Below are 22406 nucleotides of genomic sequence, written 5' to 3'. Positions count from 1 at the left end.
GGGGTCTGGGGGTAACCCCAGAGAACACAGCCTGAGGACACCCCACATGTACAAGTTCTTCTTCCACCTCGTCTTCAAGCGGATGGACCCGGAGCAGGCCCACCACCTCGCCTTCCGCTGGATCCGCCTCGCCGCCCGCGTCCCGGTGCTCCGCACCCTCCTCGCCGCCGTCCTCGCCCCCCGGTACAAGGAGCTGCGCACCGAGGCCCTCGGCCTGCGGATGCACGGCCCCTTCGGCCTCGCGGCCGGCTTCGACAAGAACGCCGTCGCCATCGACGGCATGTCGATGCTCGGCTTCGACCACGTCGAGATCGGCACGGTCACCGGCGAGGCACAGCCCGGCAACCCCAAGAAGCGGCTCTTCCGGCTGGTCCCGGACCGCGCCCTGATCAACCGCATGGGCTTCAACAACGAGGGCTCCGCCGCCGTTGCCGAGCGCCTCCACGCGCGCGTGCCGGTCTTCAGGACCGTCGTGGGCGTCAACATCGGCAAGACCAAGGTCGTCCCCGAGGCCGAGGCCGCCGCCGACTACGTGAAGTCCACCGAGCGCCTCGCCCGGTACGCCGACTACCTGGTCGTCAACGTCTCCTCCCCGAACACTCCGGGCCTGCGCAACCTCCAGGCCACCGAGTCGCTGCGCCCGCTGCTCACGGCGGTACGCGAGGCGGCCGACCGCACGGTCACCGATCGCCGCGTCCCGCTCCTGGTCAAGATCGCCCCCGACCTTGCCGACGAGGACGTCGACGCCGTCGCCGACCTCGCCCTGGAGCTCGGCCTCGACGGGATCATCGCCACCAACACCACCATCGCCCGCGAGGGCCTCGGCCTGACGTCCGACCCGGCGCTCGTCAAGGAGACCGGCGGACTGTCCGGCGCGCCCCTCAAGGAGCGCTCCCTGGAGGTGCTCAGGCGCCTCCACGCGCGCGTGGGCGACCGGCTCGTCCTCGTCGGCGTCGGCGGCATCGAGAACGCCGAGGACGCCTGGCAGCGCATCCTGGCCGGCGCCACCCTGATCCAGGGCTACAGCGCCTTCATCTACGAGGGCCCGTTCTACGCCCGCGCGATCCACAAGGGCCTCGCGGCGCGCCTCGCCGCCTCCCCGTACGCCACCCTCGCCGAGGCCGTGGGCGGCGGAGCCGCCACGAGCCACGAGGCCTGACCGTCCCACGTTTCCGACGCCACGCGCGCGACCCCGCGACCCCTCGGCCGCGCGCGTGGGCGCACACCCAACGGAGGAATCCATGACCGACCCGACCGAGCCGTTCGGCTCGCGCCTGCGCCGAGCGATGGACGAGCGCGGCCCGCTCTGCGTCGGCATCGACCCGCACGCCGCCCTGCTCGGCTCCTGGGGCCTCGGCGACGACATCGCCGGCCTGGAGCGCTTCACGTACACGGTCGTCGAGGCGCTGGCGGACACCGTGGCCGTCTTCAAGCCGCAGTCCGCGTTCTTCGAGCGCTTCGGCTCCCGCGGTGTCGCCGTCCTGGAGCGCGCCGTCGCCGATCTGCGGGCCGCGGGCGGTCTCGTGGTGATGGACGCCAAGCGCGGCGACATCGGCTCCACCATGGCCGCGTACGCCGAGGCCTTCCTGCGCAAGGACGCCCCGCTCTTCTCGGACGCGCTCACGGTCTCGCCGTATCTCGGCTACGGCTCCCTGAAGCCGGCCGTCGACCTGGCCCGGGAGAGCGGCGCGGGCCTCTTCGTCCTCGCGCTGACCTCCAACCCGGAGGGCGCCGAGGTCCAGCGGGCCGTCCGCGAGGACGGCCGGACGATCGGCGCGACCATGCTGGCCCACCTCGCCGAGGAGAACGCGGGGGAGACCCCCATGGGCTCCTTCGGCGCGGTCGTGGGCGCCACGCTCGGCGACCTGTCCTCCTTCGACCTGGACATCAACGGCCCGCTCCTGGCCCCCGGCCTCGGCGCCCAGGGCGCGAGCCCGGCCGACCTCCCGGCGGTCTTCGGCGCGGCGGTGCGCAACGTGGTCCCGAACGTCAGCCGGGGTGTCCTGAAGCACGGTCCGGACGCCGCCGCCCTGCGCGCCTCGGCGGAGCGCTACGCGACCGAAATCCGCGAGGCCGTCGCCGTCTGACGGCCCGCGGGCGGCCCGCGGGCGGCCCGCGGGAGGTCCGCAGGGGCTCCGCGAGGCCAATCCGCAGGTGAGGGCCGTCTCACTCCTTGACAAGTTCCTTACTCAAATCCTGGTCGTTTTGCCGGAAAAGTCCTGGTCGGTCGATGCTGACCAGGACTTTTCGCTTGTTCTCGCTGACTGGAGAGGCATTGGCCGCTAGTCTCCGGGGCAGAGTCAGCGTTCAGCGGTCACTCACGCTGGTCGTTGCTCCACTGGTGTGGGTCGATCAGGTCCCCACCGGTCCGTATCCGACAGTTCGACATCCGAGGTGACGTAGGCGTGGCTCTTCCGCCCCTTACCCCTGAACAGCGCGCAGCCGCGCTCGAAAAGGCCGCCGCGGCTCGCCGGGAGCGGGCCGAGGTCAAGAATCGACTCAAGCACTCCGGCGCCTCCCTCCACGAGGTCATCAAGCAGGGCCAGGAGAACGACGTCATCGGCAAGATGAAGGTCTCCGCGCTGCTCGAGTCCCTGCCCGGCGTGGGCAAGGTCCGCGCCAAGCAGATCATGGAGCGACTCGGCATCTCCGAGAGCCGGCGCGTGCGCGGGCTCGGTTCCAACCAGATCGCCTCCCTGGAGCGCGAGTTCGGCAGCACCGGCGCCTGAGACGGGACTGCCGTCCCAGGCACCCCCGCAAAGCTGGAATAATCGCTGCATGGCAGCAGAGGTACGTCCGCGGCTGACCGTGCTCTCCGGCCCCTCCGGGGTCGGCAAGAGCACGGTCGTCGCTCATATGCGCAAGGTCCACCCCGAGGTCTGGCTCTCGGTGTCGGCCACGACACGAAAGCCGCGGCCCGGCGAGAAGCACGGCGTCCAGTACTTCTTCGTCACGGACGACGAGTTCGACAAGCTGATCGCCAACGGGGAACTCCTCGAATGGGCCGAGTTCGCGGGCAACCGCTACGGCACGCCGCGTCGGGAGGTCATGGAGCGCCTGGAGGCGGGCGAGCCCGTCCTCCTCGAGATCGACCTCCAGGGCGCCCGGCAGGTCAAGGAGTCCATGAAGGACTCCCAGCTGGTCTTCCTCGCCCCGCCGAGCTGGGACGAACTGGTCCGCCGGCTCACCGGCCGCGGCACCGAGTCGCCCGAGGTCATCGAGCGCCGGCTGGAGGCCGCCAAGATCGAACTGGCCGCCGAGACGGAGTTCGACACCACCCTGGTCAACACCTCCGTCGAGGACGTGGCGCGTGAGCTGCTAGCCTTGATGAACGTTGTTTGATCATTTTCTGATCGCCTGGATCTGATCACCCGGATCAGCTCACCCAGAAGTTTCTTCGGAAGGCAAGAGAGTGTCCTCTTCCATCACCGCGCCCGAGGGCATCATCAACCCCCCGATCGACGAGCTGCTCGAGGCCACCGACTCGAAGTACAGCCTCGTGATCTACGCGGCCAAGCGCGCGCGTCAGATCAACGCGTACTACTCGCAGCTCGGCGAGGGCCTGCTCGAGTACGTCGGTCCGCTCGTCGACACCCACGTCCACGAGAAGCCGCTCTCGATCGCCCTGCGCGAGATCAACGCGGGTCTGCTGACCTCCGAGGCCATCGAGGGCCCGGCCCAGTAAGCACGTCAGCACGTAACGTTTCTCACCTCAGGCCCGGCGGAACATCCGCCGGGCCTGTGGTGTCTCATGGAGTCGTACGCATCCGAGTACGCATCCAGGTACGCATCCGAGCACGGATTCGAGGCGGGGAGTGGCAGTGGTGACCAAGCCGAAGGTCGTTCTGGGCGTCAGCGGCGGCATCGCCGCGTACAAGGCCTGTGAGCTGCTCCGGCGGCTGACCGAGTCCGGCCACGACGTACGCGTCGTGCCGACCGCCTCCGCCCTGAACTTCGTCGGCGCCGCCACCTGGTCGGCCCTCTCCGGCAACCCCGTCTCGAGCGAGGTGTGGGAGTCCGTCCACGAGGTCCCGCACGTACGGATCGGACAGGGCGCCGACCTCGTCGTCGTGGCCCCCGCCACCGCCGACATGCTCGCCAAGGCCGCCCACGGCCTCGCCGACGACCTCCTCACGAACACCCTGCTCACCGCCCGCTGTCCGGTCGTCTTCGCCCCGGCGATGCACACCGAGATGTGGGAGCACCCGGCCACCCAGGAGAACGTGGCCACGCTGCGGCGGCGCGGCGCCGTCGTCATCGAGCCCGCCGTCGGCCGGCTGACCGGCGTCGACACCGGCAAGGGCCGGCTGCCGGATCCCGCCGAGATCTTCGACGTCTGCCGCCGCGTCCTGGCCAGGGGCACCGCCGCGCCCGACCTCGTCGGGCGCCATGTCGTGGTCAGCGCGGGCGGCACCCGCGAGCCCCTCGACCCGGTCCGCTACCTGGGCAACCGCTCCTCCGGCAAGCAGGGCTACGCGCTGGCCAAGGCCGCCGCCGCCCGGGGCGCCCGGGTCACCCTGGTCGAGGCCAACACCGGCATCCCCGACCCGGCCGGGGTCGACGTCGTCCATGTCGGTACGGCGGTCCAGCTGCGCGAGGCCGTCCTCAAGGCCGCGGCCGACGCCGACGCCGTGGTCATGGCCGCCGCCGTCGCCGACTTCCGCCCCGCCGTCTACGCCAGCGGCAAGATCAAGAAGCGGGACGACGTCGAGGCGCCGGTCGTCGAACTGGTCCGCAACCCCGACATCCTCGCCGAGATCTCTGCCGACCGGGCCCTGCCCGGCCAGGTGATCGTGGGCTTCGCCGCGGAGACGGACGACGTCATCGCCAACGGCCGCGAGAAGCTCCGCCGCAAGGGCTGCGACCTGCTCGTGGTCAACGAGGTGGGCGAGCGCAAGACCTTCGGCTCCGAGGAGAACGAGGCCGTGATCCTCGCGGCCGACGGCGCCGACACGCCCGTACCGTACGGACCGAAGGAAGCCCTCGCCGAGACGGTCTGGGACCTCGTGGCACCCCGCCTGCGGTCCGTTGCCACGGAGGATTCCGGGAAATGAGAGGCGGGCCTGGCCGGATCCGGTGAGCGTACGGCTCCCACCTTGCGAGACACCTGGTCCAATGGCCGACCACGCCCGATAGACTGTCCCTGGTACGACGCGGGGCGCAGCCCCCCAAACCGTCCGACATTGTTGAGCCAGCAGCCGCTGCAACCACAGGGAGCATTGTGTCCCGTCGTCTGTTCACTTCGGAGTCCGTCACCGAAGGTCACCCCGACAAGATCGCTGACCAGATCAGCGACACCATTCTCGACGCACTCCTCCGCGAGGACCCCACCTCCCGCGTCGCCGTCGAGACGCTGATCACCACCGGCCTCGTGCACGTCGCCGGTGAGGTCACGACGAAGGCGTGGGCCGACATCCCCACCCTCGTCCGGAACAAGATCCTCGAGATCGGGTACGACTCCTCGAAGAAGGGCTTCGACGGCGCGTCCTGCGGCGTCTCGGTCTCCATCGGGTCGCAGTCCCCGGACATCGCGCAGGGCGTCGACACGGCGTACGAGAACCGCGTCGAGGGCGATGACGACGAGCTGGACAAGCAGGGCGCCGGCGACCAGGGCCTGATGTTCGGCTACGCGTCGGACGAGACCCCGGAGCTCATGCCGCTCCCGATCTACCTCGCGCACCGGCTCTCCCGCCGCCTCACCGAGGTCCGCAAGAACGGGACCATCCCGTACCTGCGCCCCGACGGCAAGACCCAGGTCACCATCGAATACGACGGCGACAAGGCCGTCCGTCTCGACACGGTCGTGGTCTCCTCGCAGCACGCCTCGGACATCGACCTGGAGTCGCTGCTCTCGCCCGACATCCGCGAGTTCGTCGTCGAGCACGTCCTGAAGCAGCTCGTCGAGGACGGCATCAAGCTGGACACCGACGGCTACCGCCTGCTGGTCAACCCGACCGGCCGCTTCGAGATCGGCGGCCCGATGGGCGACGCCGGCCTCACCGGCCGCAAGATCATCATCGACACGTACGGCGGGATGGCCCGCCACGGCGGCGGTGCGTTCTCCGGCAAGGACCCGTCGAAGGTCGACCGCTCGGCCGCCTACGCCATGCGCTGGGTCGCCAAGAACGTCGTGGCCGCCGGCCTCGCCTCGCGCTGCGAGGTCCAGGTCGCGTACGCGATCGGCAAGGCGGAGCCGGTCGGTCTCTTCGTGGAGACCTTCGGCACGAACACGATCGAGACCGAGAAGATCGAGAACGCCATCGGCGAGGTCTTCGACCTCCGTCCGGCGGCGATCATCCGCGACCTCGACCTGCTGCGCCCGATCTACGCCCAGACCGCGGCGTACGGCCACTTCGGCCGCGAGCTCCCCGACTTCACCTGGGAGCGCACGGACCGCGTGGACGCGCTGCGCACGGCCGCGGGCCTGTAAGCGACGGTTGAACGCGACGAAGCCCGGCACCCTGTGGGGGAGCCGGGCTTTCGCGTATGCCCGGCCACGTCCGGCTGTCAGTGCGGTCTGGTAGGTATGGGGCTGTGAGCAGCGAGAACGAGACGCCCAAGGGTGCGGCCGGTGAGCCGCACGAGCAGCTCGCGCTCATTCGGGAGTCCGTGCGCAAGGCGAAGGTGCCGCGGGCCAAGCCGCGGACCTGGCGGGGGGCCGCGCTGGCCAAGGAGCTGCCGGTCGCGCGGGTGGTGGTCAACAAGGGCGTGCTGCATCTCGACCAGTTCTTCGACTACGCCGTGCCGGAGGAGCTGGACGCCGTCGCGCAGCCCGGGGTGCGGGTGCGCGTGCGGTTCGGGGCCGGGGCGCATCAGGTCAGGGACGGGCGGCGCGAGGGCGGTCGGCTGATCGACGGGTTCCTCGTGGAGCGGCGCGCCGAATCGGACTACAAGGGGGCGCTGGCCGCGCTCGCGGACGTCGTCTCGCCCGAGCCGGTGCTCAGCGCCGAGCTGCTCGGGCTCGCGCGGGCGGTGGCCGACCGGTACGCGGGAAGCCTCGCGGACGTGCTCCAGCTCGCGATTCCGCCCCGCAGCGCGCGGGCGGAGGGGAAGGCGTCCCCGGCGCCGCTGCCCCCGCCCCCAGTGCCGGAGGCGGGCAGCTGGGCGCGGTACGAGCGGGGGCCGGCCTTCCTGGAGGCCCTGGCCGGGGGCGGGACGCCGCGGGCGGTGTGGAACGCGCTGCCGGGGCCTTACTGGGCCGAGGAGCTGGCCCGGGCAGTGGGCGCCACGCTCGCCTCCGGGCGCGGCGCGCTGGTCGTCGTACCCGACGGGCGGGCCGCCGGGCGCGTGGACGCGGCGCTGACGGCCCTCCTGGGGCCGGGGCGGCACGCCCTGCTCACCGCAGAGGCCGGGCCGGAGAAGCGGTACGCCCAGTGGCTTGCGGTACGGCGGGGCTCCGTGCGGGCGGTCGTCGGCACGCGGGCGGCGATGTTCGCGCCCGTCGCCGACCTCGGGCTCGTCGCCATCTGGGACGACGGCGACGGCAGCCACAGCGAGCTGCACGCCCCGCAGCCGCACGCGCGCGATGTCCTGCTGCTGCGTGCCGCGCACGACCGGTGCGGGTTCCTGCTCGGTTCGACGAGCTGCACGGTCGAGGCCGCGCAGCTCGTGGAGTCGGGCTGGGCCTCGCCCCTGCTGGCCGGCCGCGATCAGGTGCGGGTCGCCGCCCCGCTCGTACGGACCGTGGGCGACGAGCTGCTCGCCCGCGACGAGGCGGCCCGGGCCGCGCGGCTGCCGTCGCTGGCCTGGGAGACCGTACGGGAAGGCCTGAAGACCGGCCCGGTGCTCGTCCAGGTGCCGAGGCGGGGTTACGTACCGAGGCTGGCGTGCGAGCGCTGCCGGACGCCCGCCCGCTGCCGGCACTGCGCCGGGCCCCTGGAGGCGCCCGAGCAGGCTGAGCTGCGGTGCGGCTGGTGCGGGCGGGGCGCGCCGGACTGGCACTGCGTGGAGTGCGGTTCCACGCGGCTGCGGGCCCAGATCGTGGGCGCGCGCCGGACGGCGGAGGAGCTGGGGCGCGCGTTTCCGGCGGTGCCGGTACGGACGTCGGGGCGGGACCACGTTCTGGACACCGTGCCCGGGCGGCCCGCGCTGGTCGTGTCCACGCCGGGCGCCGAGCCGGTCGCGGAGGGCGGTTACGCGGCCGCGCTGCTCCTCGACGGCTGGGCGATGCTCGGCCGCCCCGACCTGCGCGCGGGCGAGGAGGCGCTGCGGCGCTGGATAGACGCGGCCTCGCTGGTGCGGGGGCAGGGGGAGGGCGGGGTTGTCGTCGTGGTCGCCGAACCCACACTGCGGCCGGTGCAGGCGCTGGTGCGGTGGGACCCGGTCGGCCACGCGCAGCGCGAGCTCGCGGAGCGGGCGGAGCTGGGCTTCCCGCCGGTGTCCCGGATGGCCGCGGTCTCCGGCCCGCCGGAGGCGGTCGAGGCGTTCCTCGGCGCTGCCGAACTGCCGGGCGACGCGGAGGTGTTGGGGCCGGTGCCGCTCCCCGTCGTACGGCCGGGCGGGCCGCGGCGGCCGGGGGACGCCCCGCCGGGCGAGCAGTGGGAACGGGCCCTGGTCCGCGTCCCGCCGGGCAACGGCGCGGCGCTGGCCGCGGCTCTGAAGGCGGCCCAGGCGGCGCGGCTGGCCAGGGGCGGGGGAGACCCGGTCCGCGTCCGCGTGGACCCCCCGGACATCGGCTGACCGCCGCTCCGACGCGGACGCCCGGCCCGGCAGGGCGGCGCCCGCCCCGCACCCCGCTTTTCGTGTGGGCACTCCGTGTGGGGCACCCCACCCCCCTCGTGTGGGCAATCGTCCCGCACCCCACCCCACCCCGTTGTGGGCATTCGTCCCGCTGGGGCGGGACGGGTGGGCACACGGGACGGCGCCCTTGCCGGGCCCAGGCTCCCGGTGCCTGGCGGTGCCCAGGGGTGCGGCGCCGTCGTGGGTTGTGCCCACCCGTTCCGCCCTGCGGAACGATTGCCCACAACCGGGGTGTTTGGGGTGGGGTACCGCCCTGCGGACCAGGCGCCCCGCAACCGGGGTGGTTGGGGTGGGGTACCGCCCTGCGGACCGGCGGCCCGGAACCGGGGTGGTTGGGGTGGGGTACCGCCCTGCGGACCGGCGGCCCGGAACCGGGGTGGTTGGGGTGGGGTACCGCGCTGTGGACCGGCGGCCCGCAGCCGGGGTGGTTGGGGTGGGGTACCGCCCTGCGGAACGGCCGACAGGGGGACCGGTCCCCGCAGAACGTCGCCGCGGCGTCGCGTCAGCCGTTGCGGGGGCCTGGGAGGGCCGCGGGGCGGGGGTCCTCGCGGAGGGACTGGGTCGCGGGGGTGGGCTGTGGCGGCATCGTGCGGGCCGGGGGGACCACCGGAAGCGTCCGGGTCGTGCCCGGCTCCGCCGCGCGCTCCTGCTCCACGACGACACCCGGCTGGGGCGCGCGGCGGGCGCCGTAGCGGCGGTGGACGGCCTGCTTCGTGACCCCGAGCGCCGAGCCCACAGCGTCCCACGAGAACCCGAGCGAGCGGTCGAAGTCGACGGCCGCCGTCACCAGCGTCTCGACGCTGTCCCGCAGCTCCTGGGCGAGCCGGACGGTCGGGGCGGGCGCCCGCCCGTAGACGACGAAGCCCGTGGACGGGCCGGAGCGGCGCGGGCGGTAGACATTGCCCAACTGGGCCGTGAGCGTGCGCAGTGCGTCCACCTGCCGCCGGACCCGCTCGATGTCCCGCACCAACAGATGCAGACTTGCCCGGGCTTGGGCGTCGTGGGTTGCGTGGTCGGCCATGTGAAAGCCTCTCGAACCGGCGTGGAAAAGGGTCGGGCCACGACGAGGAGGGCGGGCCCGTTTCGGTCAATCTCTCTTGACCAACGCGCTACCCGTGGTTGGGTCACGCTGCGGGGGCGTACACGCATATGCGCGGGGCGCTCATGCTCACGTACGCCCCCTCGTGCCCCGGCCTCTAGACTGGTGCGCTGCCCGCCACCGCCCCGAGATGCGAGGTTTCCCCTAGTGAAGCTGGTCTTCGCAGGCACCCCCGAGGTCGCCGTACCCGCCCTGGACGCCCTGCTCGCCTCCGGCCGGCACGAGGTGGCCGCCGTCGTCACCCGCCCCGACGCCCCCGCCGGCCGCGGCCGGCGCCTGGTGGCGAGCCCGGTCGCCGAGCGGGCGGAGGAGGCCGGCATCGAGATCCTCAAGCCCGCGAGGCCGCGTGACGAGGCGTTCCTCGCGCGGCTGCGCGAGATCGCCCCGGACTGCTGCCCGGTCGTCGCCTACGGCGCGCTGATCCCCAAGGTCGCCCTCGACATCCCCACCCACGGCTGGGTCAACCTGCACTTCTCGCTGCTGCCCGCCTGGCGCGGCGCGGCGCCCGTGCAGCACGCCGTGATGGCGGGCGACGAGGTGACGGGCGCGTCGACGTTCCAGATCGAGGAGGGTCTCGACTCCGGCCCGGTCTACGGCGTGATCACGGAGGACGTCCGTCCCACCGACACCGCCGGTGATCTGCTCACCCGGCTCGCCTTCGCGGGCGCGGGGCTGCTCTCCGCGACCATGGACGGCATCGAGGACGGCACCCTGAAGGCCGTCCCGCAGCCGACCGAAGGCATCACCCTGGCGCCCAAGATCCAGGTCGAGGACGCGCACGTGGACTGGAAGGCCCCGGCGCTGCGCGTGGACCGCGTGGTGCGCGGCTGCACGCCCGCCCCCGGCGCCTGGACCGTGTTCCGCGGCGAGCGCCTCAAGCTGATCCAGGCGGCGCTCGTCCCGGATCGTACGGACCTCGCGCCCGGCGAGCTCGCGGCGGGCAAGAACAACGTGTACGTCGGCACCGGCTCGCACGCCGTCGAGCTGCTCTGGGTCCAGCCCCAGGGCAAGAAGCCGATGAAGGCCGCCGACTGGGCCCGGGGCGTGCGGATCGCGCCCGGTGAGCGGGTGGGCGGCGCGTGAGCCCTCCGCCGGGGGCCGTGCGTACGACGCGCTCCGGCTCCCGGCGGGCAACTGGTGGGACGGGGAGGTCGTCGACCACGACGGCTCCCGGCTCCGCCTCGCGGCCGGGCACGACCTCGCGTACTGACGTGGCGTGCCTGCGCTGTCCGACGATGTTCATGGACGCCGTGTTCCGCGCGCCGACGCCGGAGCAGAGCACGTAGGTCACGCGTCTGCTCGGGGAGGAGCCTTCCGTGCTCGTCGCCTTCGAAGCCGACGGCGGCGGTGGCAGTGGCCCGCCGGTCCCCTCGTCCAGCGGCATTTTCCGCGTGCGGGCGCCGCGGACGTAGGCTGAGAGGGTTCGACCTCTCTCCACCAGTTCATTCCTCACGCGGAGCACCTTTGAGCGAGCAGGCACATCGCCGTCCCCCCAAGCCCTACCGGCGCCCCAAGAAGGATCCCGTCCGGATCCTCGCCTTCGAGGCGCTCAGGGCGGTCGACGAGCGGGACGCGTACGCGAACCTCGTGCTGCCGCCGCTGCTCAAGAAGGCCCGGGAGAAGGGCGACTTCGACAGCCGCGACGCGGCGCTCGCGACCGAGCTCGTGTACGGGACGCTGCGGCGGCAGGGGACGTACGACGCCATCGTCTCGGCCTGCATCGACCGGCCGCTGCGCGAGGTCGACCCGCCGGTCCTCGACGTGCTCTCGCTCGGCGCGCACCAGCTCCTCGGCACGCGCATCCCGACGCACGCGGCCGTCTCCGCCAGCGTCGAGCTGGCGCGGGTCGTGCTCGGGGACGGGCGGGCCAAGTTCGTGAACGCCGTGCTGCGGAAGATCTCGCAGCACGACCTCGACACGTGGGTGGAGCAGGTCGCCCCGCCCTATGAGGACGACGCCGAGGACCATCTCGCGGTCGTCCACTCGCACCCCCGCTGGGTCGTCTCGGCGCTCTGGGACGCCCTCGGCGGCGGCCGGGCCGGGATCGAGGATCTCCTGGAGGCCGACAACGAGCGGCCCGAGGTCACGCTCGTCGCCTGGCCGGGGCGCGCCACCACCGACGAACTCACCGGCGAGGACACGCTGCCCGGCCGCTGGTCGCCGTACGCGGTACGGATGGCTGAGGGCGGCGAACCCGGGGCCATCGAGGCCGTGAAGGATGGGCGGGCCGGCGTCCAGGACGAGGGCAGTCAACTGGTCGCCATCGCGCTCGCCAACGCGCCCCTGGAGGGCCGCGACGAGCGTTGGCTCGACGGCTGCGCCGGCCCCGGCGGCAAGGCGGCCCTGCTCGGCGCCCTGGCCGCGGAGCGCGGAGCCGCCCTCCTCGCCTCCGAGAAGCAGCCCCACCGCGCCCGCCTGGTCGAGCGCGCGCTGGCCGGCAACCCCGGCCCGTACCAGGTCATCGCCGCCGACGGCACCCGCCCGCCGTGGCGGCCCGGCTCCTTCGACCGGGTCCTCATGGACGTGCCCTGCTCGGGCCTCGGCGCGCTGCGCCGCCGCCCCGAGGCCCGCTGGCGCCGCCGCCCCGAAGACATGGACGGCTTCGCCCCGCTCCAGCGCGGACTGCTGCGCGAGGCGCTGTCGGCGGTCCGCGTCGGGGGCGTCGTCGGGTACGCGACCTGCTCGCCGCACCTGGCCGAGACCCGCATCGTCGTCGAGGACGTCCTCAAGGGCCGCGGCGGCCCGGCGGTCGAGGCGGAGTGGATCGACGTCCGCCCGCTGATGCCCGGCGTCCCCGCGCTCGGCGAGGGCCCGGACGTCCAGCTGTGGCCACACCTGCACGGCACGGACGCGATGTACCTGGCCCTCCTGCGCCGCACGTCCTGAGTCGGAGCGCGCGCCGCACGTCATGAGCCGGAGCCGGAGCCGTACCGCCGGAGCCGGAGCCGGTGCCGGAGCCTGCGCCGTACCGCCCGAGCCGGGGCGGGAACCAGAGCCTGCGCCGTAAGGCCCGAGCCGGGGCGGGAACCAGAGCCTGCGCCGTAAGCCTGAGCCGGAGCCTGCCCCGTACCTCCGGAGCCACAGCGCGGCGAGCTCCCGCCGACCGTCCGGCATGTGGACAGCGGATCGGGGGTCCGGCCGTCCGGCCGGGCTCCGGCGCGATCCGGCCGCCGAGCCCCAGGCCGGAGGCACCCCGCGGCTCCGCGCGACCACCCCGGGCCGGGGCCGAATCCGGTCCGAATCGGTACCGAACCCGTGCGGATCCCGGTCCGAAACCGGACCGCGGCAAAGAAGTGCCCAAGAACATGGCAGGCTTGGCTCATGGCGCAGATCAACCCCAGCATCCTGTCCGCAGACTTCGCCCGCCTCGCCGAGGAGGCGAAGGCCGTCGACGGCGCCGACTGGCTGCATGTCGATGTGATGGACAACCACTTCGTGCCCAACCTGACCCTCGGCGTGCCCATCGTCGAGTCGCTCGCCCGGGCCACGGACACCCCGCTGGACTGCCACCTCATGATCGAGGACCCCGACCGCTGGGCCCCGCAGTACGTGGAGGCCGGCGCCGGGTCCGTCACCTTCCACGTCGAGGCGGCCGCTGCCCCCGTGCGGCTGGCGCGCGAGATCCGGGCGAAGGGGGCGCGCGCCTCGATGGCGCTGAAGCCTGCGACGCCCATCGAGCCGTACGAGGACCTGCTCCCCGAGCTCGACATGCTGCTGATCATGACCGTCGAGCCGGGCTTCGGCGGGCAGGCCTTCCTCGACATCATGCTCCCCAAGATCCGCCGCACCCGTGAACTCATCTCCAAGCACGGTCTGGAGCTGTGGCTGCAGGTCGACGGCGGGGTGGCCGAATCCACCATCGAGCGGTGCGCCGAGGCCGGCGCCGACGTCTTCGTCGCCGGGTCGGCGGTCTACGGCGCCCAGGATCCGGCCGAGGCCGTCCGCTCCCTCCGCGCCAAGGCCGAGTCCGCGACCGCCACGGCGGCGTGGGCGTGTGGCCACTGAACCTCCAGTAGATGAACGCGGTCGGTCGGAGCGCCGACAGGACCGTTCAGGACCCGCTGGATCTGACAGGATGAACAGCGAGTCCAGAGTGTGAACGACAGCAGCACGACAGCAGTACGACGTCAGCGGCACATGAGCAGCGGTACGTGAACAGAGCTAAGGAGATCGCGGTGGCGGGAATCTCGGCGGGACGGTCAGCCCTGCGGATGGGACCCGCGGAGCTGGTGCAGGCGGCGGCCATGGCGCGTCGCTTCTACCTCGAGGGCAAGTCCAAGATCCAGATCGCCGAGGAGTTCGGCGTGAGCCGCTTCAAGGTGGCCCGGGTCCTGGAGACCGCGCTCGAACGCGACCTCGTACGGATCGAGATCCGCGTCCCGGCCGAGCTGGACGCCGAGCGCTCGGACGCGCTCCGCGCCCGCTACGGGCTCCGCCACGCCGTCGTCGTCGAGTCCCCGGCGGAGGGCGAGGACGAGTCGCCGGACCCGGAGAACCTCGGCGAGGTCGCGGCCGACCTGCTCGGCGAGCTGGTCAACGAGGGCGATGTCCTGGGCCTGGCCTGGGGCCGCTCGACCATCCACATGGCGGCCGCCCTCGACCGGCTGCCCCCGTGCACGGTCGTCCAGCTCACCGGCGTGTACGACGCCGGGACCGCCGAGCGCGGCTCGGTCGAGGCGGTACGGCGTGCCGCCCAGGTCTCCGGCGGTGAGGCGCACCCCATCTACGCGCCGATGCTCCTGCCCGACCCCGCCACGGCGGCCGCGCTGCGCAACCAGACGGGCATCGCGCGCGCCTTCGAGTACTTCGACAAGGTCACCGTCGCCTGTGTGTCCATCGGCTCCTGGGAGCCGGGCATCTCGACCGTGCACGACATGCTCACGGACGAGGAGCGCGCGCACTACGCCTCCCTCGGCGTCGCCGCCGAGATGTCCGCGCACCTCTTCGACGCCGAGGGGCGCCGGGTGGGCCGCGACCTGGGCGAGCGCTGCATCACGGTCGAGGCGGACCGGCTGCGCCGGATCCCCGAGGTGGTCGCGATCGCGGGCGGCCAGCGCAAGGCGGCGGCGATCGGCGCGGTGCTCCGCTCCGGGCTCGTCACCAGCCTCGTGACCGACCGGGCGGCGGCGGACTACCTCCTCACCGAGTCGGCACCGGGCCCGCGGCCGGCGCTCGAGCGCAAGGACCCGGACGGCATCTGAACCGTCCGACCACGTCTGACCGTCCGACCACGTCTGACCGTCTGACCACGTCTCGCCGTCTGACCGTCCGACCACATCTGACCGTCCGACCGCGACCCCGCTCGACCCGGGACGCCCCGTACTTCGGCGGCGGTATGCCTCTAGCAGGCGTACCGCCGCTTTTCTGTTGCCGCTGGGCGAACTTCGCATGATGTGACGGGTATCACAGTGGACTCGTCCACGTCCTCAGGTCATCATATGACCCGATCACGCCATCGGGTTTGCGCCCCGGAGGCACAGCGAGACGAGGTAGAGCATGAGCGACCAGGGCAGCACGGACAGGGCGGCACGTCCGCGCGTCGGCGTGGTGGGACTCGGGGCCATGGGCCTGGGGATGGCCCGCAGCCTGCGGGCGGCGGGCCACGACGTGGCGGTCCACGACCTGCGGCCGGAGGTGGCCGAGGGCTTCGCCCGGGACGGCGGAACGGCCTACGCGACCACCGGTGAGCTGGCGGCCGCCGTGGACGTCCTCGTCGGCGTGGTGGTCAACGCGGCGCAGGTCGAGTCGGTGCTGTTCGGCACCGACGGGGCCGCCGACCGGCTGCGCCCGGGCGCCGTGTTCGTGATGTGCTCCACCGTCGACCCCGGCTGGTCCGAGGAGCTCGAGGGACGCCTCGCCGAGCAGGGGGTGCTCTACCTGGACGCCCCGATCTCCGGCGGCGCCGCCCGCGCCGCCACCGGCGAGCTGACCATGATGACCTCAGGATCCGCCGCGGCGTACGAGCTCGCCGACCCCTTCCTGGAGGCCATGAGCAGCACGGTCTACCGCCTGGGCGACCGCGCCGGACTCGGCTCGAAGGTCAAGATCGTGAACCAGCTCCTCGCCGGCGTGCACATCGCCGCCGCGGCCGAGGCGATGGCCCTCGGCATCAAGGCGGGCGTCCCGGCCGAGGCGCTCTACGAGGTCATCACGCACAGCGCGGGCAACTCGTGGATGTTCGAGAACCGCATGGCGCACGTCCTGGCCGGCGACTACACGCCGCTGTCCGCGGTCGACATCTTCGTCAAGGACCTCGGGCTCGTCCTCGACGCCGCCCGCCCGGAGCGGTTCCCGCTCCCGCTCGCCGCCACGGCGCACCAGATGTTCCTGCAGGCGTCGGCGGCCGGCTTCGGCCGCGAGGACGACAGCGCCGTCATCAAGATCTTCCCGGGCGTCGACCTGCCGAAGGCGGAGGGCTGACATGACCGTCCGAACCATCCGGCTCGGCTGCATCGCCGACGACTTCACCGGCGCCACGGACCTGGCCAACAACCTGGTGCGCGCGGGCATGCGCGTCGTCCAGCTGATCGACGTACCGCCCGCCGGAACCGCTCGCGGCGTGGACGCCGATGCCGTCGTCATCGCCCTCAAGTCGCGGACGGTCCCGGCCGCCGAGGCCGTCGACGCCTCGCTGCGGGCGCTCGCCTGGCTGCGCGCCGCCGGCGCCGAGCAGATCTACTTCAAGTACTGCTCCACCTTCGACTCGACGCCGGCCGGCAACATCGGGCCGGTCACCGAGGCCCTGATGGACGCGCTCGGCACCGACTTCACCGTCGCCACCCCAGCCTTCCCCGACAACGGGCGCACCGTCTTCAAGGGCCACCTCTTCGTCGGGGACGTCCTGCTCAGCGCGAGCGGGATGCGGAACCACCCGCTCACCCCGATGACCGACTCCGACCTCGTCTCCGTGCTCGGCGCGCAGACCACCCGGCCGGTCGGCCTGATCGACCACACGGTCGTCGCCGACGACGCCGAGGCGATCCGGGCCCGCATCGGCGAGCTGCGCGCGAACGGCGCCGCCACGGCGATCGTCGACGCCGTCTCCAACGACGACCTGGTACGCCTGGGCGCGGCGGTGAAGGACCTGCCGCTGGTGACCGCCGGGTCCGGCCTCGCGATCGGCCTGCCCGCGAACTGGGGCTTCCGGCCGTCGCCCGCCGCCGCACAGCTCCCGCCGTCGAGCGGGCACCGGGCCGTCGTCTCCGGATCGGTCTCCGAGGCCACCAACGGCCAGGTCCTGGAGTTCCTGAAGAGCGGCCGTCCCGCGTTCAGCGTGGACCCGCTGCGCATCGCGGCCGACGAGGACGTCGTCGGGCAGGCGCTGGCCTTCGCAGAGGCGCACCTGGCCGACGGGCCGGTCCTCGTCTACTCCACCGAGACACCCGACACCGTCCGGACCGTCCAGGGCCGGCTCGGCGCCGCCGAGGCGGGGGAGCTCGTGGAGCGGACCCTGGCCCGGGTCGCCCAGGGCCTCGTGGAGCGCGGTGTCCGGCGGCTCGTCGTGGCCGGCGGCGAGACTTCCGGTGCCGTCGTCCAGGCCCTCGGCCTCACCGGGCTGCGCATCGGCCCGCAGATCGACCCCGGTGTGCCGTGGTGCGCCGCCGCCCTCCCCTCCGGGGACACGCTCCACATCACCCTCAAGTCCGGCAACTTCGGCGGCCCCGGCTTCTTCACCGACGCCTTCGCCCTCCTGGACGGGGAGGACGCCGCGTGACCGGGCTTCCGACCGACGACGCCGTCGACGCGGCGCGCGCCGAGATCGTCCGCGTCGGCACGAGCCTCTTCGCCCGTGGTTACGTGCACGCCAGCGCCGGCAACATCAGTGCCCGTGTCGGCGACGGCCATCTCATCACCCCCACCGACGCCGCCCTCGGCTTCCTCGACCCCGACCGGCTCGCGCTGGTCGGCGCCGACGGGGAGCAGATCGCGGGCGACCGCGCCAGCAAGACCCTCACCCTGCACCGGCGCATCTACGCGGCCGACCCCACGGCCCGCTTCGTCCTCCACACCCACTCCACGCACCTCGTCGGCCTCACCCTGGCCGGCGTGTGGAGCCCGGACGACGTGCTCCCGCCCCTCACTCCGTACTACGTGATGAAGGTCGGGCACGTCCCGCTCATCCCCTACCACCGGCCCGGCGACCCGCGCGTGGCCGACCTGGTGGCCGCCGCCATCGCCGACCGCGCCGAGCACGGAACCCCCATCAGGGCCGTACTGCTCGACCGTCTTGGCCCCGTCGTCTGGGGTCCGGACGCGGCCACCGCCCTCGCCGTCCTCGAAGAACTCGAGGAGACGGCACGCCTCTGGCTCCTGACCGACCGTCGCCCTGAGCCACTGCCCGGTCACGCGATCGACGAACTGAAGTCCACGTTCCGAGCAGCGTGGTGACCAGCGCCCCACCCCGTCAGAGAATCCCCTGAGCCGCTTACGAAGGATTCCGTATGTCCATATCCGCGACGACGGCAGAGGCCCCCGACCTCGCCCGCGAGAACGCCGTCTTCCGCAAGGTCGTGCGCCGCATCGTCCCCTTCCTCATCCTCTGCTACGTCTTCTCCTACCTGGACCGCGTCAACGTCGGCTTCGCGAAGCTGCAGATGTCCGAGGACCTCGGGTTCAGCGAGGCCGCGTACGGCCTCGGCGCCGGCCTGTTCTTCATCGGCTACTTCCTCTTCGAGGTCCCCTCGAACCTGATGCTGCAGCGCATCGGCGCCCGTACCTGGATCGCCCGCATCATGATCACCTGGGGCGTGGTCTCGGCCGGGTTCATGTTCGTCTCGAACGAGACGACGTTCTACGTGCTCCGCTTCCTGCTCGGCGCCGCCGAGGCGGGCTTCTACCCGGGCGTGATCCTCTACTGCACGTACTGGTTCCCCTCCCACCGCCGCGCCCGCGTCATCGCCCTGTTCATGTCGGCCATCCCGGTCGCCGGCATCTTCGGCAACCCGCTGTCCGGCTGGATCATGGACCGGTTCCAGGGCGTCAACGGCTGGCAGGGCTGGCAGTGGATGTTCCTCCTGGAGGCCGTCCCCGCGCTCGTCATCGGCGTGGCCTGCCTGTTCTACCTCGACAACGGCGTGCGCGACGCGAAGTGGCTCAGCGAGGAGGAGAAGCAGATCGTCGAGCGGGCGATCGCCGAGGATTCCGCCCACAAGCCGGTGCACGGCCGGGTCCTGGACGCCTTCCGCGAGCCCAAGGTGTGGCTCATGTGCCTCATCTACTTCTGCTTCGTGATGGGCCAGTACGCGCTGACCTTCTGGATGCCCACCTTCGTCCAGTCGACCGGCATCAAGGGCAACCTCGCGATCGGCGTCCTCAGCGCCGTACCGTTCCTCGCCGCCCTCGTCGCGATGAACCTCTTCGGCCGCTCGGCGGACAAGCGCCGCGAGCGCCGCTGGCACCTGGTGATCCCGAGCCTCATGGGCGCCGTCGGGTTCTCGCTCGCCGCGAGCTGGTCCGGGTCCACCGTCCTGTCCCTGGTCGCGCTCTCCTTCGCCGCGGCCGGTGTGCTCACCTGCGCGCCGCTCTTCTGGTCGCTTCCCACCGCGTTCCTCGGCGGCACCGCCGCCGCGGCAGGTCTCGCCGTGATCAACTCGGTGGGCAACCTCGCCGGCTTCGTCAGCCCGTACATGATCGGCGCGCTCAAGGACGCCACCGGCTCCACGTCGATCCCCATGTACGTCCTGGCGCTCAGCCTCGTCGTCGGCGCCGTCGCGGTGCTGACCACGAACAAGCAGGTCGTCAACCGCTGACGGGCCCGCGCCCGTCCCACCGGCCGGATCCGGTCCCACCCCCTCCGGGATCGGATCCGGCCCCCCACAGGACCCCCAGGAGTCACCATGCCGAGGTTCGCCGCGAACCTGTCCATGATGTACACCGAGCACGACTTCCCCGACCGCTTCGCCGCGGCCTCGGCGGACGGCTTCGAGGCCGTCGAGTACCTCTTCCCGTACGCGTACGACGCGGGCGAACTGCGCCGCCGCCTCGACGACAACGGTCTGCGGCAGGTGCTCTTCAACGCGCCCCCCGGTGACTGGGACGCGGGCGAGCGCGGGACCGCCGCGCTGCCCGGGCGCGAGAAGGAGACGCTCGCCGGGATCGACCGGGCGCTGGAGTACGCGGCGGCGCTCGACTGCCCGCGCGTGCACGTCATGGCCGGACTCGTACGGCCCGACGCGACCCCGGCCGAGCTCGCCGAGCACCACCACACCTACGTCGCCAACCTCGCCGCGGCCGCCGAACGGGCCGCCGCGTCGGGCGTCGACATCCTGATCGAACCGATCAACGGCCGTGACATGCCCGGCTACTTCCTCAGCCGGCAGGCCGAGGCCCATGCCGTGGTACGGGAGGTGGGCGCCCCCAACCTCAAGGTCCAACTCGACCTGTACCACTGCCAGATCGTCGAGGGCGACCTGACCACCACCCTGCGCCGCGACCTGCCCACCGGCCGGGTCGGCCACCTCCAGATCGCCGGCGTCCCCGACCGCCACGAACCCGATCGGGGCGAGCTCGACATCCGCCATCTGTTCGGCGTCATCGACGAGTCGGGCTTCGAGGGGTGGATCGGCTGCGAGTACCGCCCCCGCGCCGGCACGAGCGAGGGTCTCGGCTGGCTGAACGAGTACCGCGGAAACGACCACCGAGGAGACAACGCATGAGGATCGTCATCACGGGTGGCTTCGGCTTCCTCGGCCGGCAGGTCGCCCGCGCTCTGCTCGACACGCGGACCTTCCGCGGTACGCCCATCGAGCGGCTCGTGCTCGCCGACCGGTTCGTGCCCGACGCCTCGCCGGAGGCGGCCGACCCCCTCGTCGACGTCGTGCGGGGCGACCTCACCGACAGCCTCGACGAGCTGTTCGCGAAGCCGGTCGACGTGATCGTCCATCTCGCCTCCGCCGTCTCGTCCGAGTGCGAGGCCGACTTCGACCTCGGCATGGGCGCCAACGTCGACACGACCCGCGCCCTGCTCGAAGCCGCCCGCGCCCAGTCGGCGGCAGGCGGGCCGACGGCCGTGCTGGTGTTCTCCAGCAGCGTCGCCGTCTACGGCTCCGATCCGGCGCTGCCGCTGCCGGCGGTGGTCTCGGAAGCGACCCTGCCCACCCCGCGGTCCAGCTACGGGGTCCAGAAGTTCGTGTGCGAGCAGCTGGTCGCGGAGTACACCCGCCGGGGCTACGTCGACGGCCGCGTCACCCGGCTGATGACCGTGTCCGTCCGGCCGGGCAAGCCGAACGCGGCCGCCTCCGGCTTCCTGTCCGGCATCGTCCGCGAGCCGCTCGCGGGAGTTCCGGCGATCTGCCCGGTCGGCCCCGAGCTGCGGGTCGCCCTGGCCTCGCCGCGCCGCACGGTGGAGGGCATCCTCCGCGTCGCGCAGGCCGAGCGCGGTACGGGCCCGGGGCGGCTCGACGGCTTCCTGCCGGTCAACCTCCCGGCGCTCACCGTCACGGTCGCCGACATGCTGGCCACGCTGCGCCGGGTGGCCGGCGACGCCGTCGCCGACCTGGTGACGATCGCCCCCGATCCCGCGATCGAGAACATCGTGGGCTCGTGGCCCGCCGCCTTCGACAACGCGCGCGCCGCGGCGCTCGGCCTCGAGCCCGACCCCGACTTCGCGTCGGTGATCCGGGACTACGTCGCCGACCACGCCGACGCGATCGCGGCCGGCGTACCCGCTCAGCCGCGGGGCGGGGCTCCGCGCCGATAGACTGATGACCATGTTTTCCAAGGTGAGCGGTCCGGTCCGGCTCGCGGACCGAGTGGCGGCGGTGCTCGCGGAAGAGATCGAGTCCGGACGCATCGCCGAGGGCGGCAAACTGCCGACCGAGGTCGAGCTGGTCAAGCAGCTCGGCGTCAGTCGCACGGTCGTGCGCGAGGCCGTCTCCAGGCTGCGCAACGCCGGGCTCGTCGAACCGCGCCAGGGCCTCGGCGTGTTCGTGCTGCCGCGCCGCACCCGGCCGCTCGACCTGGAGTCCGAGGCCGCCGCCACCAAGACCAAGGTGCTCCAGATCGTCGAGGTGCGCCGTGCCATGGAGGGCGAGGCGGCGGCGCTCGCGGCGGCCCGCGCCACGCCCGCCGACATCACCCGGATGCGAGAGGCCCTGGCCGCGATCGACACGGCGGTCGGGGCCGGCGGCGACGGCGTGGACGAGGACCTCTCCTTCCACCAGTCCATCGCCGAGTCGACCGGCAACGCGGTGATGGTCTCCACGGTGCGGTACCTCGGCGAGGTGCTGCGCAGCGGCATCCGGGTCACGCGCGCCAACGAGGCGCGCCGCGACGACTTCATCGAGGACGTCCGCCAGGAGCACCACGCGATCCTGGCCGCCGTCGAGTCCGGCGACGCCGAAGCGGCCCGGGACGCGGCGCTCCTTCACATGAGGCACGCGGCCGCGCGGCTCCAGGACGCGGACGACAGCTTCTGGACGGAGACCGAGGACGTCGACGTGGCGCTCGATAGCCCCTCCTGAGGCTGTCTTCGTGTGATCCCACAAGAGTGGTCCCGCAAGCCTCGGATGAATCGCCTGGGACTGGTATTCGTATCGCCGTGGGACAATGAACTACGTGCTTTTTCCCC

At 72.6% G+C, this 22406-nt stretch carries 21 protein-coding genes; 20 read left to right on the top strand and 1 reads right to left on the bottom strand.

The genetic code is table 11. From position 1 onward, the window contains the following. The first annotated feature begins 46 nt into the window (after positions 1-46). From ACZ4VI_RS09630 to ACZ4VI_RS09595, 8 genes are all read left to right on the top strand, one after another. Complete coding sequence (locus ACZ4VI_RS09630) at positions 47-1159, top strand: quinone-dependent dihydroorotate dehydrogenase (RefSeq protein WP_467998244.1); 1113 nt, start codon at positions 47-49, stop codon at positions 1157-1159. Positions 1160-1241: 82 nt separating this feature from the next. After that, positions 1242-2087, top strand: a complete 846-nt coding sequence (gene pyrF, locus ACZ4VI_RS09625) for an orotidine-5'-phosphate decarboxylase (RefSeq protein WP_467998242.1) — start codon at positions 1242-1244, stop codon at positions 2085-2087. A 318-nt stretch (positions 2088-2405) separates the two neighbouring features. Beyond that, entirely contained in the window at positions 2406-2729 is a 324-nt protein-coding gene (locus ACZ4VI_RS09620; RefSeq protein WP_026246651.1) for an integration host factor, read from the top strand. Between the two features lie 49 nt (positions 2730-2778). Then, a complete protein-coding gene (gene gmk, locus ACZ4VI_RS09615) occupies positions 2779-3342 on the top strand; it encodes a guanylate kinase (RefSeq protein ID WP_467998240.1) in 564 nt (187 codons plus the stop codon). Positions 3343-3412: 70 nt separating this feature from the next. Continuing rightward, positions 3413-3685 (top strand): DNA-directed RNA polymerase subunit omega, encoded by a 273-nt coding sequence (gene rpoZ / locus ACZ4VI_RS09610; RefSeq protein ID WP_005319902.1) that lies wholly within the window; start codon positions 3413-3415, stop codon positions 3683-3685. 139 nt (positions 3686-3824) lie between these two features. Further along, positions 3825-5054: a bifunctional phosphopantothenoylcysteine decarboxylase/phosphopantothenate--cysteine ligase CoaBC gene (coaBC, locus tag ACZ4VI_RS09605; protein WP_467998238.1), complete on the top strand. Its 1230-nt coding sequence runs from the start codon at positions 3825-3827 to the stop codon at positions 5052-5054. 167 nt (positions 5055-5221) lie between these two features. Further along, positions 5222-6430 carry a methionine adenosyltransferase gene (gene metK, locus ACZ4VI_RS09600; RefSeq protein WP_467998236.1) on the top strand — a complete coding sequence of 403 codons (1209 nt, stop codon included), beginning with the start codon at positions 5222-5224 and terminating at the stop codon, positions 6428-6430. Positions 6431-6534: 104 nt separating this feature from the next. Continuing rightward, entirely contained in the window at positions 6535-8679 is a 2145-nt protein-coding gene (locus ACZ4VI_RS09595; protein ID WP_467998235.1) for a primosomal protein N', read from the top strand. Positions 8680-9241: 562 nt separating this feature from the next. Here the strand turns inward: ACZ4VI_RS09595 and ACZ4VI_RS09590 are convergent. Next, the gene (locus ACZ4VI_RS09590; protein ID WP_467998234.1) at positions 9242-9760 is read right to left on the bottom strand and encodes a hypothetical protein; all 519 of its coding nucleotides are present in this window, start codon (positions 9758-9760) and stop codon (positions 9242-9244) included. A gap of 225 nt (positions 9761-9985) precedes the next feature. On the opposite strand from ACZ4VI_RS09590, the gene fmt reads away from it, so the two are divergent. The 12 genes from fmt to ACZ4VI_RS09530 all read left to right on the top strand — a co-directional run bounded on the left by fmt (position 9986) and on the right by ACZ4VI_RS09530 (position 22299). Further along, positions 9986-10921 carry a methionyl-tRNA formyltransferase gene (fmt, locus tag ACZ4VI_RS09585; protein ID WP_467998232.1) on the top strand — a complete coding sequence of 312 codons (936 nt, stop codon included), beginning with the start codon at positions 9986-9988 and terminating at the stop codon, positions 10919-10921. After that, positions 10899-11048, top strand: coding sequence for a hypothetical protein (locus ACZ4VI_RS09580; RefSeq protein ID WP_467998230.1), 150 nt, complete (start codon positions 10899-10901; stop codon positions 11046-11048). Before fmt ends, ACZ4VI_RS09580 begins: the two co-directional genes overlap by 23 nt. A 254-nt stretch (positions 11049-11302) precedes the next feature. Continuing rightward, positions 11303-12724 carry an RsmB/NOP family class I SAM-dependent RNA methyltransferase gene (locus tag ACZ4VI_RS09575; protein ID WP_467998228.1) on the top strand — a complete coding sequence of 474 codons (1422 nt, stop codon included), beginning with the start codon at positions 11303-11305 and terminating at the stop codon, positions 12722-12724. A 435-nt stretch (positions 12725-13159) separates the two neighbouring features. Beyond that, a complete protein-coding gene (gene rpe / locus ACZ4VI_RS09570) occupies positions 13160-13843 on the top strand; it encodes a ribulose-phosphate 3-epimerase (RefSeq protein WP_467998227.1) in 684 nt (227 codons plus the stop codon). 179 nt (positions 13844-14022) lie between these two features. Then, a complete protein-coding gene (locus tag ACZ4VI_RS09565; protein WP_467998819.1) occupies positions 14023-15039 on the top strand; it encodes a sugar-binding transcriptional regulator in 1017 nt (338 codons plus the stop codon). Between the two features lie 295 nt (positions 15040-15334). Then, positions 15335-16258 (top strand): L-threonate dehydrogenase, encoded by a 924-nt coding sequence (ltnD, locus tag ACZ4VI_RS09560; protein ID WP_467998225.1) that lies wholly within the window; start codon positions 15335-15337, stop codon positions 16256-16258. A gap of 1 nt (position 16259) precedes the next feature. Next, positions 16260-17552, top strand: a complete 1293-nt coding sequence (gene otnK, locus ACZ4VI_RS09555) for a 3-oxo-tetronate kinase (protein WP_467998223.1) — start codon at positions 16260-16262, stop codon at positions 17550-17552. Further along, positions 17549-18226, top strand: coding sequence for a class II aldolase/adducin family protein (locus ACZ4VI_RS09550; protein WP_467998221.1), 678 nt, complete (start codon positions 17549-17551; stop codon positions 18224-18226). The genes otnK and ACZ4VI_RS09550 overlap by 4 nt, the downstream gene beginning before the upstream one ends. 53 nt (positions 18227-18279) lie before the next feature. Continuing rightward, positions 18280-19587 (top strand): MFS transporter, encoded by a 1308-nt coding sequence (locus ACZ4VI_RS09545; RefSeq protein ID WP_467998219.1) that lies wholly within the window; start codon positions 18280-18282, stop codon positions 19585-19587. A gap of 87 nt (positions 19588-19674) precedes the next feature. Then, positions 19675-20493 carry a 2-oxo-tetronate isomerase gene (gene otnI, locus ACZ4VI_RS09540; RefSeq protein WP_467998217.1) on the top strand — a complete coding sequence of 273 codons (819 nt, stop codon included), beginning with the start codon at positions 19675-19677 and terminating at the stop codon, positions 20491-20493. Next, positions 20490-21536, top strand: coding sequence for a D-erythronate dehydrogenase (gene denD / locus ACZ4VI_RS09535; protein ID WP_467998215.1), 1047 nt, complete (start codon positions 20490-20492; stop codon positions 21534-21536). The genes otnI and denD overlap by 4 nt, the downstream gene beginning before the upstream one ends. Before the next feature lie 10 nt (positions 21537-21546). Beyond that, a complete protein-coding gene (locus tag ACZ4VI_RS09530; protein WP_467998213.1) occupies positions 21547-22299 on the top strand; it encodes a FadR/GntR family transcriptional regulator in 753 nt (250 codons plus the stop codon). Positions 22300-22406: the final 107 nt, after the last annotated feature.

It is taken from the genome of Streptomyces sp. NPDC029169 (assembly GCF_055563935.1).
Note: the sequence above shows the minus strand (reverse complement) of the source record. Positions and strands in the feature narration are given on the sequence as shown.